Below are 14,485 nucleotides of genomic sequence, written 5' to 3' on the forward strand. Positions count from 1 at the left end.
CAATTTTAATGTTAAAAAGCCGATACGGATAATGTATCGGCTTTTTCTATTTAAACTGAGAAGAGGGAAAATGAACAATATTATGAGAAGAACGCTAAAGTTGTCAATGATTATTGCTTTAATCATTGGAAGCTATGGCACAATGGCACAGAATTCATTTGGGAATGAATCACTTGATGAGTATTTAGAAAGAAGATCAAAATCACTCGAACGAGCTCAATCATTAGGTTATCCTATGCAAATAGGTTCAGGAGAGGATGCGCTTTATTTACAATATTTAGATGATAGCGACAATCCAGTTTATTACACCACCTATAATGACGGAGCTGCTAAAACAACAGGTGCAGTTCATCTACAACAAAAAGGACACACTGGCCTTGAATTAACCGGAGAAGGGATAGTTGTTGGTGTTTGGGACGGTGGTCAAGTTCAATCAGATCATGTCGAATTTGTCGGACGAACATCACATAAAGATAATTCTACAAGCATTAGCAATCACGCAACCCACGTGACTGGAACCATTTTAGCCACAGGTGTTAATGTATCAGCAAAAGGTATGGCACCTCTTGCAACAAGCCACAATTATGATTTTAATGCAGATTTAGGTGAAGTTGTTGAAGAGGCTGAAAAAGGATTGATTTTATCAAACCACTCTTATGGTGCAACCTTAGGTTGGACTTTTTCAAACGGCGGTTGGGTTTGGAATGGTGATCCAGAAATCAGTGATGTTGAAGATTATAGATTCGGCTTATATACTTCAGGAAGTAGAGCATGGGATAACGTAATTCACTCTAACCCATACTATCTTTCAGTTCATTCTGCTGGTAATCACAGAGGAGATGTAGGTTCAGGTACTGGCGCGCCAGGAGACGGTCCTTTTGATATAATTTCACCAGACAAATGCGCTAAAAATATTTTAACTGTTGGGGCTGTTAGTTCAATCAATGATGGCGACTTTTCTCCAGCAAATATTCAGATGTCCTCATTTTCAAGTTGGGGCCCTACAGATGATGGAAGAATAAAACCTGATTTGGTAGGAATGGGTGTTAATCTATTTTCTGCTAATTCAGGATCAAGCACTTCTTATGGAACATCAAGTGGTACATCTATGTCAGCACCTAATGTTACAGGTTCATTAGCCCTGATACAAGAACTTTATCACCGATACAACGGCGAATTTATGCTTGCGTCAAGTTTGAAAGCACTTGCAATTCATACAGCAAGAGAAGCAGGAAGTCAAGATGGACCAGACTATCAATATGGATGGGGATTGCTTGATGTTGCTGCAGCGGCTAATGTCCTAAAATATTTAGATAATGAAAGTCAATTTTTTGTTCAAGACGAACTTTCAAATGAAGAAATCAAGAACTACTTTTTTAATGCCACCGAAGGTCAGAAAGTAAAGGCTACCATTGTTTGGACAGATGTACCTGGAAATCCTTTAAGTGGTGTACTTGATCCAACAGACTTGGCTTTAATAAATGATCTTGACATCAAGGTAACATCTCCTTCAACAACAGAGCATCTACCATGGATCATTCAACCAGATTCAAAAATTGTTTCTAAGGGAGATAATTTCAGAGATAATGTAGAGGTTATAGAATTTGTAGCAGGAGAGACTGGAGCTTATGAATTGGTCTTGAGCCATAAAAACACTTTAGATAATGAGGATAGCCAGGTTTTTTCCATGTTTATTTCTGTTGGAGATCCAAAAGATCTTGGATCCACTTTATGGCTGACTGAAGACAATAATGCGCAAGTATGGAAAAATCAGGCAGGTGAATCTGTTGCTTCAGGTGAAATAAGTCAGTTCGATCAGTTAATAATTGCTGATGCAGATAACAATTATATATTGGATGGAAACTTAACTGCCCATTCATTAACAATTAGCGAGGATGCAACTGGAATGGTAGATCTTAACGGATTTGAGATAGCACTAACGGGTAGTTTAATCTCCAAAAACAATGATTTTAAGTTTATAAATGGTTCGATAAGACTATCAGGCGACTTTATATCTTACGTTGATCTAGAGCCAAATAGCATTGATGAAATTGATCTCACAATTGATAAAAATAACTTTACCAATATCTCTGAAAGCATTCACTGTAAAGCCCTTAATATTCTTTCCGGAGATCTCTATCTTAAAGATTTACAAGTTAATGTAGATGAATTCATCATTGGAAGTTTATTTACGGATTCCCTTAAGATTAGTACAGTTACATTCAATGATGTTTCAACCATTACATTGCCTGAAGAAGTGAAATTATCTGCAGATAATGTAATTATCAGCTCAAATGTGGCGTCTACTATTAACGCTCCGAATCTTGAGATTAGTGATATGATGGTTGAGTCAAATGGATCGGTTACAGTTTCTTCAATTAAGACAATCAAATCAATTACTATATCTGGTGATATTATCTTAGATCAGGATTTGTCTGTTAAAAACTTCACATTGAATAGAGGAAGTAATCTGATATTAAATGAAAGTATTACTCTTACAATTGAAGACCTACTTTCTGATCAAGAGGATGATGGTAACGCAAATGCGATATCTTCAGAAGGTTCAGGGGCACTAATTGTTTCTCAAAATGCGAACAAATTCTGTTTTGAAAATATGACAGTTACAGATGTTTCTGTAGAGGGAAATACAAAATTTGTATTGGATGCAAACAGTACGGCAAGTAATTCCAGTGATGGATGGATTCTTGATGAATGTGGAAATGTTTTAGCTGCTGATTTTGTTGCAGAGAGTGCATGTTCAGGTGGAATTACCAGGTTTGTAGATATAAGTGACGGAAGCCCTGTTTCTTGGGAATGGACAATAGTTGATTTAGAAGAAACTGTTGTACTAATAAACCAGAATCCTGAGTATGAGTTCGTTGAAAATGGCACCTATGAAGTAATCTTAAAAGTTGTCGCAGATGATGGTGAAGAAAGTATGTTTACCAAGATGGTGGAAGTAATTTCTGCAGACATTGGTAAGCCTGAAATCATTGTCGAAGATAACTCACTTCGTTCATCAACTTTTGCCAATTTTTATCAATGGTTTTTCAATGGAGAACCTATAGATGGAGAAACTTCTTTTGTCCTAACTGGAATTACAAATGAGGGAGAGTACTATATCGAATTATACAGCACCAAGTGCACCATTCGATCTGACGTCTTCTTCTATGAAGTAACAGGATTAAATGATATTGATAATTTCTTTGTTTATCCTACGGTATCAAGTGATATTATTAATATTAAGGGAATAGAGAATTACCGTTCCGTAGAGATATTAAGTCTTGATGGTAAGAAAGTCTTAGAAATAGATGATAATGTTACATCCATTGACATATCTGGCTTAAATGACGGCCGATATTTATTGCTTATTAAAAGCGTGGATGATTACACTTTTCAAACAGATTTCATCAAGAGAGATTAAAATTTATTTCGCACGTGAAATGCAACAGAAGGGGAAACTCTTCTGTTGTTTTTGTTTATGCCAATAGTCAACCGAAAAGAACATTTTAATGCAGCCCATAAGCTGTACAATCCAAATTGGTCGGAGGAGAAAAACTTCGAAATTTTTGGACCATGTGCGAATAAAAATTGGCATGGGCATAACTTCGAATTGATAACATCGGTAAAAGGACCAATCAATTCAGAAACTGGCTTTGTCATTGATCTGAAAAAGCTCAGTTTTTTAATTAAAACTGAAATTATTGATCAAGTGGATCATAAGAACATCAACCTGGATGTCCCTTTCATGAAAGGAAAAATGGGAAGCTGTGAAAATTTAATCATCGAATTTTGGAAAATTTTAGAACCTAAGATTCTTGAAATAGAACCTCAATCTTCTCTTTACAGATTAAGACTTTATGAAACTCCGAGAAACTTTGTAGACTTTTTTGGAAAGTAAGGGATTCGAAATTCTTTGTTATAAAAAAGTGCTAATTAGTGTATTTACTTATTAATTCATTGAAATAAATAAGTAGTTCTTGTTCTGGTGGATATATCGTTTTAAAGGTATCATTTAGAGATTTTTCTCCATTCATTGCAATACGATAAGTGTTATAATCCTTAGTGATTATTTGATTTTTTTTCACACCCTTTTCATATTTCATTGCTAGTACGGTTAGTTGTTCAACCTCGTCCTCATTTAACTTTTCGCTAAAAATAGTCGAATCATTATCAGTGGTAAACGATATAGAGTTGTTATCCTTATTCAGGCTAATATTATAGGTACCACATGATGGAATGCATGTACTTTTGTTGAGTATTAGTTCAAATGTATTTTCAGTTTTGGTTGCCTTACAACTACACAGTATTATGACTATTAGGAGAAGTATATTTTTCATTGGAATTATTTTCAGTTTCTTTTCGAGCGATCTTCATGCACAAGAAAGCTTAAAGCTGGATAAAGATAAAATTCAGGAACTTATTATTTGTCATTATTACGAAAGAGATGAAAATGTCTTTATTCCTAATTTGAATCAAAGCGCCAGAAGCAATACCAAACAATCATCAACAATTGAAGTCGAATACATTGGGTTTACGGCTGAGGCAAAAACTGCATTTCAATATGCAGTTGATATTTGGGAAACTTTAATAATTTCAGAGATCCCAATCAAGATTCAAGCAAATTGGGCGGTATTAGATCAAGGAGTTTTAGGCTCTGCAGGTCCTGGCTTATTATTCAGAGATTTTAATGGTGCCCAACATCCTAATTCTTGGTATCCGGTTGCATTAGCTGAAAAACTGTCTGGAGAAGAATTGAATAATCCAGATGAATTTGAAATCGTTGCACAATTTAACCGTAACATATCTTGGTATTTTGGAACAGATGCGCAACCACCTTCAGGTGAGTTTGATTTAGTTTCTGTTGTCTTGCATGAAATTGGTCACGGTCTTGGTTTTTTTACTGCTACAGACGTTGAAAGCAATCAAGGCTCTATTGGTTTAAGTGGCTTTCCTTTTGAGTTTGATTGGTACATGAGAAATGGAAATGGACAGCTACTAATTGATGACGATTTATTTGCAAACCCTTCAGTTCCTCTAGCCAATCAGTTAACAGGTGGTGATTTATTTTTCACAAGCAACATAGTGAGCAATGTCAATGCTGGAATTGATGCAGAATTATATGCTCCGTCAGTCTTTGATGGGGGCTCTAGTATTTCGCATTTGGATCAATCTACATTTGATAATACGATAAACTCACTCATGACACCTGCTATTGGAACTGCAGAGGCAAATCACAACATTGGACCAGTTACCACTAGATTATTAGCACAATTAGGCTGGTTGAGATCAAGAATTGACCATGATGAAATAATAGATTCTGAAAATTTGAATCTACCTGTCAACTTTGAAATTGCAATTGTAAGCGACTCAAACGTTGTTGCAGATTCCGTTTTTATAAATATTGCTTTCAATGATGGAGAATTCAGCAAAATTGTAATGACTGATAATGGTAACAATAGATTCAGCTATATAACTGATACTATAAAAGAAGCAGTACGTGTCAATTATTTTTTTAATATTGAAGATGCGATTGAAAAAGAAACTTTTTTAGGCTCTGAAGATATTCCACTAAGTTTCTATGTAGGAGTAGATACAGTAAAACCAACATTAATTCACGATGAGATTGAAAGTGTTTTATCCAATGAAGATGTAACTATTGAAGTTGATGCGTCTGATAATATTGGCCTGGATTCCGTATTTGTGGATTTTGTTCTTTCACCTGGAGACACAGTAAGACTTGCTTTAGATAATACTTTTCAAAATTTATATAGTTATGTGTTGGCGGGCGATTCAACTAAAGATATTTCCACATTTTTCTATCGAATAGGTGCAAGAGATTCCTCATCTCAAAAGAATTTCGCTTTCTTACCATCTGAATCAGAGTTTTATAACGTAACAGTGAATTCAATAGCGGGAGCTGAAGAAGTGTTTACCGAAGATTTCGACTCTGAATCGACAGTTATAAGTGGAGATTTTAATATATCATTAGAATCTGGATTCACATCAAAAGCACTCCATTCAGATCATCCCTATGCAAATGGTACAGGGGAGGGATTTGAGTCAGATTTCATAACAACCCTACTAAAACCTATAATTGTAAGAGAAGGTGATGGAGACATTCAATTTGATGAAGTTGTCTTAGTTGAGCCAGGTGCAGGCGGCTCAGTATTCGGAACGGAAGATTTTTTCGATTATGTGGTGGTTGAAGGATCTTCTGATGAGGGCCTCACATGGGAAGCTTTGGAAGATGGATACGATAGTAGACGATTCTCTGTTTGGGAAAATAGGTTCAATAGTAATACGGATTCAGATGAAGGCAACTCATTATCTGTGGGAGATGCTACATTATATAAAAAGCATAAAATGAGTTTACTTACAACGTTTAATCCGGGAGATGAGGTCCTACTTAGATTTAGACTACATGTGGATCGATTTCTCACTGGATGGGGATGGGCTATTGATAATTTAGTCGTCCAGGATCTTCCATTAGGTTTAGACGCAGCTTCAAGGCTATCATTAACCATGTATCCCAATCCATTCTCAAGATCTTTTTTCATTAAATCGGATTCAGAAATAAATGAAATCAATTTGTACACAGTAGGAGGTAAGTTTATTGAGGCAATAGATTTTGAAAAAGTTGATGCATTGTCCATCAAAGCGAACACTCCTAATATTGATAAAGGTGTTTTTCTCATTGAAGTCAAGACCTCTAAAGGTTCAACATTCCATCGGGTTGCTAAAGACTGATTGATTACTATTGAATTTATAAGTCAATTCAACCTATAAGTGAAGTACCTGATTTCCATTGAAGGAAAAATTACCGATGAGCTATCAAAATTACTGATAGCAGAGATAGAGAGGTTTGATGTCAGGAGTGAGGTAGTTCACTTAAAATTTGACTTAGCAATTCGAGAGTTAAAATCTTTCTGTCCAGATTTTTTAATTGTCATTGGTACAAGAAAATCCAGTAAGATCATTAAGAAAGCTCGAAAGTCAGGCACGAAAATCATTTTCTTTTATCAGTCTGCTTTGGAAACTAAGTCAAATCTCAACTATTCTAATCTTGTGTTGGAAAGAGTATATTTTGATTTACCTCAACTAAATCATGAGTACGGGAATGGAAGCTTACTTACAGATTTCATTAGAAAATCAGATAGCAGATCTACGGAAGAATCAGCGATAGCAACTATTTCAATAATTGCAACAAAACTCAATAAATGGCACATTCATCTTAAAGATGATCTTTCAAGAATAAATGAGAGGTTCAAGTTTGAATGTATTGATACATCTGATGGACTTGAAGAGACAATATTGAAAATCAGAAACTCTAATGTAGTGATTCCAACCGATCAATTCTCAAATGTTTTGGCCGCAATGGTAAATTGCCCGTTAGTCAATGTTTTTAAGAAATCACTATTTACTCGGTCAAACAACAGAGTAACTTGTATAAATAGTATTCTAAATACAGAGGTTGTGAAAAACATTGAGTCAGGTGATATCAAAGAAATCTCTGACGAGTTATATAAACTTCTCAATGATCATAACTATAGCGCTACAATGCTTAATGAGTATCAGCATCTAAAAGATAAAATCGGAACTCAACCCTTTGCTAGAGTAGTTGCTCAAGAAATAGTGGAATGGGGAGAAGAGTAGCTAAGCTGCCCTTAGCTTATTAAATTTAGACTTTTCAAATTTTTCAGCGGCATAATCCCTGTCGATTAAAATATCCTTGATTTCTTTATTGGATGGCAACTCAAACATCGCATCAGTCACAATTGCTTCACAAATAGATCTTAAACCTCGAGCCCCTAGCTTAAACTCCATCGCTTTTTCCACGATGTATTCCAGAGCATCTTCGGTTAGCTCAAGCTTCACCTCCTCCATTTCAAAAAGCTTGGTATACTGTTTTACCAATGCATTTTTTGGTTCGGTTAGAATTTGCTTTAAAGCATCTGTATTTAATGGATCTAAGTGTGTTAAAACAGGCAAACGGCCAATTAATTCTGGAATCAGCCCAAAGCTCTTGATATCCTGAGCAGTTATATATTGAAGCAAATTATCCTTGTCAATTGCACCAGATTTGAATTCATTATCATTAGCAAATCCAATAGGTCGGGTATTTAATCGATTAGCAATATGTCGTTCAATGCCATCAAAAGCTCCACCACAGATGAATAAGATATTTTCTGTATTGACATTGATCATTTTCTGATCAGGATGCTTTCTTCCTCCTTGTGGTGGCACATTCACTGTTGTCCCCTCAAGCAATTTGAGTAATGCCTGCTGGACACCCTCGCCGCTTACATCTCTTGTAATTGAAGGATTATCAGATTTCCGTGCGATCTTATCAATTTCATCTATGTAAACAATACCACGTTCTGCAGCTTCTACATCATAGTTTGCAGATTGAAGTAAACGAGTCAAAATGCTTTCAACATCTTCACCTACATAGCCAGCTTCAGTCAAAACAGTTGCGTCTGCTATACAAAAAGGAACTTGAAGAATCTTAGCAAGAGTCCTGGCAAGGTAAGTTTTACCCGTTCCGGTTTGACCGACCATAATAATGTTGGATTTCTCAATCACTACATCATCATTTTCCTTAGTTTGCATTAATCGCTTATAGTGATTGTAAACAGCAACTGAAATGTATTTTTTAGCCTCATCTTGTCCAATTACAAACTCATCAAGGTGAGATTTCATATCTACAGGCTTGATGAGCTTGAAATTAGGGCTCTCATTCTCAGATGTAGTTTTCAACTCCTCATTCAATATCTGTTGTGCTTGAGCGATACATTTATCACAAATGTGAGCATGTATACCCGATATCATCAGATCAACATCTTTTTTGTTTCTTCCGCAAAAACTACAAGTTACCTGAGCCATGATTTTATTTTTTCTCTAAAACCTCATCAATAAGGCCATATTCTTTTGCTTCTGCCGCTCTCATCCAGTAATCGCGATCAGAATCTTTTTCAATGTCTTTGTATGATTTACCAGAATGCTTAGCTAAAATGTTATAAAGATCTTTCCTTAATTCCTGCATTTGCTTTAAGGTAATTTCCATATCTCTAGATTGACCCTGCATTCCACCACTTGGTTGGTGAATCATTATCCGTGCATGCGGCAGTGCTGACCTCTTCCCCGCTGCTCCACCAGACAACAATACTGCACCCATAGAAGCTGCCATTCCTGTGCAAATAGTAGCAACATCTGGACTTACATACTGCATAGTGTCATACATACCAAGTCCGGCATATACCGAACCACCTGGACTATTTACATAAAGAAGAATGTCTTTTTTTGAATCAACGGATTCTAGAAAGAGCAATTGCGCGGTTATAATGTTTGCGATGTTCTCTTCCACCTGCATACCCAAGAATATTATCCTATCCATAATGAGTCGGGAAAAAACATCGATTTCGCGAAAGTTTGTAGGCCGCTCTTCAATTACAGCTCTAGTCATGTTTTCAACATGCTGAACATAATCATCAACAGCAGTCCCACTAATATTTTGGCCTTTTACAGCATATTTTCTGAATTCCTCAGTATTAATCATTTCTATAAGTTAAAATAATGGATGTAAAAATAAAAAAGTCCTGTCTACAGGACTCCTTCAAAACTTAAAATGATATGATTTGGTTCAAAATCACAGCTTTCTGAATTCATCCAATGAAACAGTTTTTTCCTTTACTGTCACTTCATCTTTAATGTAATCTAAAACCTTTTGAGATTGAACCTGATTAAAAACCTTCATATAGTTTTCCCCATTCTCACCTTGAAGGTAATTATTGGCGAAAGTATCAAGTTGATCATTCATCTGATCACCCATTCCGGATCCTGCAAATTGTTGTTTAATCAATTCTTTAGCCTCATTGATAACATCCTCATGTTCAACTTTTATATCTTGGTTTTTCACAATCAAATTTCTGATCAAGGACCATTTTAGCTCTTTTGCATAAGACGTATACTCAAGCTCCATTAACTCAGGAGTGATATTATCATTGGTTCGGATCAGCCACTTCTTCAAAAATTCATCAGGCAAATTGATTTTTGCAGCTTCAGTAAGCTTCTCTCTCACCTGATGATCAAAGAATTTTTCTTCCTCTCCTTTATAATTCTGTGAAACAATTTCTTTAACCCGATCTCTGAATCCAGCTTCATCCTTAATGGTACCCTTGCCAAATGTTTTGTCAAAAAGATCTTGATTTATCGGCGCAAGTTTATGGTGATTAATACCCTGGACAGTAAATGTTAGTTTTTTTAATTTTTTAAATTCTTCGTCATCGATCCTAAGCTGATTCTTAATAACATTATCATGTTTAAAGCTCTTCTTGGGATCAATTTCAACTTCTGTTCCTACCTTAATTCCGGTAAGTTTTTTTAGAGTACCCTTTTCTACATCTCTTAAATCAATATTTATTTCTTGATCAACTGATCCATCTTTCGACTTAATTGCACCATATACTGTATCCTTATCAGACGTGATGTTCGGGTTCTCCATCTCTCCAAATTGGCGTTGTAGATTTTCAATTGTTTCATCGATAACCTTTTCATCTACTTTGATGAAGTGCTTATCTAACTTCACTTTCTTATCCACTTTTAAATCGAATGGTTCCGCAAAACCAATCTCATACTCAAACTCAAATGACTCTTGATTCTCCCAATCAAATTCTTCATCCTTCTGAACTGGTAGCGGTTCACCTAGAAACTGAGTATCGCTTTCTCGCAGGTAGGTATTTAGTTTTTCAGAAACGAGTTTGTTGATCTCTTCAACGATAAGGGCATTTCCATACATCTTTCGGATCATACCTTGAGGTACTTTTCCCTGTCTAAATCCCTTGATGTTAGCTGTCTTGCTATACTCTTTAATTTTTTGATCTACACCTGGTTGAAAATCAGCTCGGTTTACGCTAATTTTAATAACACCTTGTGTTTTTTCGTTTTTGTCAAAAGTTATTTTCAACGTACTATTGTTTGGTATTTATAAAATAAAAACCCTCTTACACGACCCTGTCCTGATAGCTATCGGGAGGTCTCGGAAAGAGGGTTGTTTTAATGTGCGGATGGAGGGACTCGAACCCCCATGCCTCGCGGCGCTAGATCCTAAGTCTAGTGCGTCTACCAATTTCGCCACATCCGCAATTTTCAATGCTCGAACTTTTTCTTGCTTCGAAAATTGGATGGCAAAAGTAGGTAATATTTTTGATTCAACAAGAGATTAATTTTGTAAAATTATTATGGTAGTAGAGGAAGATTTAGAATCAGAAAAAAAAGAGATAATTAGACGTTATAGACGTCTACTCAGAAAAGCCAAACCAATTCTGAAAGATGGGGATGCTAAAATTATAAAAAAGGCATTCAGTACTTCTATGGAAGCTCATAGTGGAATGAGAAGAAGGTCTGGAGAACCTTATATATTTCATCCATTGGAAGTTGCTGAGATTTGTGTGGCCGAAATAGGATTAGGAACAACATCAATTGTGGCAGCTCTCCTGCATGATGTTGTTGAAGATACCGATTATGAATTAGATGATATAGAAAGACTTTTTGGTAAAAAAGTAGCAATAATCATAGATGGTCTAACCAAAATATCTGGAGTATTTGACCATGGTAGTTCGCAGCAAGCAGAAAACTTCAGAAAAATGCTACTTACACTATCTGATGATGTAAGGGTGATTCTAATAAAGCTCGCCGATAGGTTACATAACATGCGAACATTAGAAAGCATGCCGAGGAATAAGCAGCTTAAGATTGCTAATGAAACCATATATCTATATGCACCACTTGCACATCGTTTAGGACTGTATGCATTCAAGTCTGAGTTAGAAGACTTGTATCTTAAGTATAGTGAACCTGAAGTTTATGATGAGATAGCTGGCAAGATCAATGAGACGAAAGAAACTCGAAATAAATTCATAAGGAATTTCATAAGACCGATAAAGGATAAGTTAAACTCCTTGCAAATCGAATATGAAATAAAAGGAAGACCGAAATCGATTCATTCCATCTGGAATAAAATGAAAAAGCAGAGTGTGCCCTTCGAAGAAGTGTATGATTTGTTTGCAGTTCGGATAATACTTGATGTATCCTATAAAGATGAAAAAGCTTATTGCTGGCAGGTATATTCACTTGTCACTGATTATTATCAACCTAATCCGGATAGATTAAGAGATTGGATTAGTATACCAAAGGCTAATGGTTATGAGTCTTTGCATACTACAGTAATGAGTGATACCGGAAAATGGGTCGAAGTTCAAATTCGAACAACCCGGATGGATGAAATAGCCGAAAAAGGGTATGCCGCTCACTGGAAATATAAGGACGGTAGGTCAACGGATGAAACTGGCCTTGAGATGTGGATTGCAAAGGTTCGTGAGATTCTGGAGCAGAATGATGGAAATGCGATAGAATTTGTAGATGATTTCAGATCTAATTTATACAGTGACGAAGTTTTTGTATTTACTCCTAAAGGAGATTTGAGAACGCTCCCTCAAGGTGCTACTGCTTTAGACTTTGCTTTTGATATTCACACGGAGATTGGAGAGCACTGTCTAGGAGCTAAAGTCAATCAGAAATTGGTTCCTCTAAATTTCGAACTTAAAAACGGAGATCAGGTTGAAATTCTCACTTCAAGCAAACAAAAACCCAATGAGAGCTGGCTTCAGTATGTAGTAAGCTCAAAGGCCAAATCTAAAATCAAAGATGCACTTAAAGAAGAACGGAAAGTTTTTATAGATGAGGGTCGTGAAATAGTAAAAAGGAAATTGAAACAACTCAAAATTGATTACAGGCAATCAGTTCTTGAAGAAATAGCAAACTATTTCAATGTAAAGAGTGCTTCCGACCTTTTGTATCTCGTCGGAACAGGAAAGATCGACCACTCATTGATTAAATCATTCAGAAAGTCAAGTAAGAATGATGTAAAAAAACCAACTGTCAGAGGCGCAAAAGATGTTGAAGAGAAATTAAGCAGGGTTAGAAAAACAGATAGTGATTTACTTTTACTAGGAGAGGATCTAGATATCATAGATTATAAATTTGCAAAATGCTGTAATCCCATAGCCGGAGATGATGTATTTGGATTTGTAACTGTGAATGATGGAATTAAAATTCATAGGACAACCTGCCCAAATGCAGCTGAGTTACTTTCAAATTATGGTTATCGAATTATTAAAGCTAAATGGGCTTCATCACGCAAGCACTCTTTTGAGGCAACCTTATCAATAATTGGTACAGATAGAATGGGCTTGGTAAGTGATGTGTCTAATATTATTTCTGAGGAGCTCAAAGTAAATATGAGATCCCTCTCTATTAATACTGAAGGGGGAATCTTTGAAGGAATTATTCGCTTATATGTAGAAGACACTTCGCATTTAGATATACTATCTAAAAAATTAGAAAAAGTGAATGGAGTCGTTAAGGTCAGTAGGAGCAACTGATCCAATTCCATAAGTATATTTGCAATATGCAGGGAAAGAACATCATGGATGAGGTGAAAAAAATCTTTCAAGCTCATCTTGAAAACAAGAATTTGAGAAAGACACCTGAAAGGTTTGCTATCTTGGAAGAGATATACCTGCGTGAGGGTCATTTCGACGTTGAATCGCTCTATGTTAGCATGAAAGACAAAAATTATAGAGTAAGTCGAGCAACAGTATATAATACTCTGGATTTATTGGTTGATTGTGACTTAGTTACCAAGCATCAATTTGGTAAAAACTTGGCACAATTTGAGAAAGCCTATGGGTTCCGTCAACATGATCATCTAATCTGTACAGATTGCAATAAGGTTCATGAGTTTTGTGATCCGCGCATTCAGAACATCCAAACTACCGTTGGTCAACTATTAGAATTCAAAGTAATGCATCACTCGTTAATATTATATGCTGCTTGCGAGAAAGAAAACTGTGAAAACAAAATAGCCTCCTAAAGAAATCTTTTAATGAAATACACAAAAGAAATACAAGACAAAGTACTCAAGCTCCATTTTTCTGGTGATCTTATAGGAGAAAACAATGGTCCTGAAGTTGTAGAATTAGCCAATGACGCATTATCCAATGGGGTTACCCATTGTTTATTGAATATCTCAGAAGTACGGTATATAAATAGTAGCGGAATTGGTGTTCTTATCACACTTCTTACAAAATTCCGAAATAAGAATGGTGAACTATATATTATTAAGCCATCAGATCATGTTAACAAGCTTCTTATAATGACAAAACTTCAAGCAATCTTTAATATTGCAGAATCAGAAGAAGAAGCACTCCAAAAAATCAGATAGATGTCAAAAGTAGATGTACTCTTAGGCCTTCAATGGGGAGATGAAGGCAAGGGTAAGGCCGTGGACTTCCTTGCACCAAAGTATGATGTTGTAGCGAGATTTCAAGGGGGTCCTAATGCAGGACACACTTTGGAATTCGATGGTAAGAAACATGTACTTCATCAAATACCCTCTGGGATATTTCACCCAGATATTATAAAT

Annotated in this window: 11 protein-coding genes and 1 tRNA gene (1 of these 12 running past the window's edge); 8 read left to right on the top strand and 4 right to left on the bottom strand. The window is 35.9% G+C overall.

What is annotated here, in order from left to right; genetic code table 11:
- Positions 1 to 82: 82 nt before the first annotated feature.
- From ACOMC3_RS02845 to ACOMC3_RS02860, 4 genes are all read left to right on the top strand, one after another.
- On the top strand, positions 83 to 3,424 hold the full coding sequence (locus ACOMC3_RS02845) for a S8 family serine peptidase (protein WP_420318018.1): 3,342 nt from the start codon (positions 83 to 85) through the stop codon (positions 3,422 to 3,424).
- Positions 3,425 to 3,481: 57 nt separating this feature from the next.
- Entirely contained in the window at positions 3,482 to 3,901 is a 420-nt protein-coding gene (locus ACOMC3_RS02850; protein ID WP_420318019.1) for a 6-pyruvoyl trahydropterin synthase family protein, read from the top strand.
- Positions 3,902 to 4,311: 410 nt separating this feature from the next.
- Positions 4,312 to 6,750, top strand: a complete 2,439-nt coding sequence (locus tag ACOMC3_RS02855) for a T9SS type A sorting domain-containing protein (RefSeq protein WP_420318020.1) — start codon at positions 4,312 to 4,314, stop codon at positions 6,748 to 6,750.
- 39 nt (positions 6,751 to 6,789) lie between these two features.
- A complete protein-coding gene (locus ACOMC3_RS02860) occupies positions 6,790 to 7,656 on the top strand; it encodes a hypothetical protein (protein ID WP_420318021.1) in 867 nt (288 codons plus the stop codon).
- Here the strand turns inward: ACOMC3_RS02860 and clpX are convergent, their stop codons facing one another.
- The 4 genes from clpX to ACOMC3_RS02880 all read right to left on the bottom strand — a co-directional run bounded on the left by clpX (position 7,657) and on the right by ACOMC3_RS02880 (position 11,143).
- The gene (clpX, locus tag ACOMC3_RS02865) at positions 7,657 to 8,886 is read right to left on the bottom strand and encodes an ATP-dependent Clp protease ATP-binding subunit ClpX (RefSeq protein WP_420318022.1); all 1,230 of its coding nucleotides are present in this window, start codon (positions 8,884 to 8,886) and stop codon (positions 7,657 to 7,659) included.
- Positions 8,887 to 8,890: 4 nt separating this feature from the next.
- Positions 8,891 to 9,559, bottom strand: coding sequence for a ClpP family protease (locus ACOMC3_RS02870; protein WP_420318023.1), 669 nt, complete (start codon positions 9,557 to 9,559; stop codon positions 8,891 to 8,893).
- Between the two features lie 90 nt (positions 9,560 to 9,649).
- The gene (locus ACOMC3_RS02875; RefSeq protein ID WP_420318024.1) at positions 9,650 to 10,966 is read right to left on the bottom strand and encodes a trigger factor; all 1,317 of its coding nucleotides are present in this window, start codon (positions 10,964 to 10,966) and stop codon (positions 9,650 to 9,652) included.
- 95 nt (positions 10,967 to 11,061) lie between these two features.
- Positions 11,062 to 11,143 (bottom strand) — tRNA-Leu (locus ACOMC3_RS02880).
- Positions 11,144 to 11,240: 97 nt separating this feature from the next.
- On the opposite strand from ACOMC3_RS02880, the gene ACOMC3_RS02885 reads away from it, so the two are divergent.
- The 4 genes in view from ACOMC3_RS02885 to ACOMC3_RS02900 are tightly spaced (at most 26 nt apart) and all read left to right on the top strand, a layout consistent with a single transcriptional unit that may run on beyond the window.
- The gene (locus tag ACOMC3_RS02885) at positions 11,241 to 13,442 is read left to right on the top strand and encodes a RelA/SpoT family protein (protein ID WP_420318025.1); all 2,202 of its coding nucleotides are present in this window, start codon (positions 11,241 to 11,243) and stop codon (positions 13,440 to 13,442) included.
- A 26-nt stretch (positions 13,443 to 13,468) separates the two neighbouring features.
- A complete protein-coding gene (locus tag ACOMC3_RS02890; RefSeq protein ID WP_420318026.1) occupies positions 13,469 to 13,933 on the top strand; it encodes a Fur family transcriptional regulator in 465 nt (154 codons plus the stop codon).
- A gap of 12 nt (positions 13,934 to 13,945) precedes the next feature.
- Positions 13,946 to 14,284 (top strand): STAS domain-containing protein, encoded by a 339-nt coding sequence (locus ACOMC3_RS02895; protein WP_420318027.1) that lies wholly within the window; start codon positions 13,946 to 13,948, stop codon positions 14,282 to 14,284.
- Positions 14,285 to 14,485 carry the start of an adenylosuccinate synthase gene (locus ACOMC3_RS02900; protein WP_420318028.1) on the top strand. 1,065 nt of this gene lie beyond the right edge of the window, so 201 of the gene's 1,266 nt are visible here — the first part of the coding sequence; the start codon lies at positions 14,285 to 14,287; its stop codon lies off the right edge, out of view. It abuts the gene before it with no gap.

The sequence above is a fragment of the Ekhidna sp. genome (assembly GCF_965212185.1).
GTDB lineage: Bacteria > Bacteroidota > Bacteroidia > Cytophagales > Cyclobacteriaceae > Ekhidna.

Coding starts and splice junctions, on each gene's coding strand:
- ACOMC3_RS02895 (WP_420318027.1), top strand. CDS start 13,946: ATGAAATACACAAAAGAAATACAAGACAAAGTACTCAAGCTCCATTTT.
- ACOMC3_RS02845 (WP_420318018.1), top strand. CDS start 83: ATGAGAAGAACGCTAAAGTTGTCAATGATTATTGCTTTAATCATTGGA.
- ACOMC3_RS02885 (WP_420318025.1), top strand. CDS start 11,241: ATGGTAGTAGAGGAAGATTTAGAATCAGAAAAAAAAGAGATAATTAGA.
- ACOMC3_RS02855 (WP_420318020.1), top strand. CDS start 4,312: ATGACTATTAGGAGAAGTATATTTTTCATTGGAATTATTTTCAGTTTC.
- clpX (WP_420318022.1), bottom strand. CDS start 8,886: ATGGCTCAGGTAACTTGTAGTTTTTGCGGAAGAAACAAAAAAGATGTT.
- ACOMC3_RS02870 (WP_420318023.1), bottom strand. CDS start 9,559: ATGATTAATACTGAGGAATTCAGAAAATATGCTGTAAAAGGCCAAAAT.
- ACOMC3_RS02850 (WP_420318019.1), top strand. CDS start 3,482: ATGCCAATAGTCAACCGAAAAGAACATTTTAATGCAGCCCATAAGCTG.
- ACOMC3_RS02890 (WP_420318026.1), top strand. CDS start 13,469: ATGCAGGGAAAGAACATCATGGATGAGGTGAAAAAAATCTTTCAAGCT.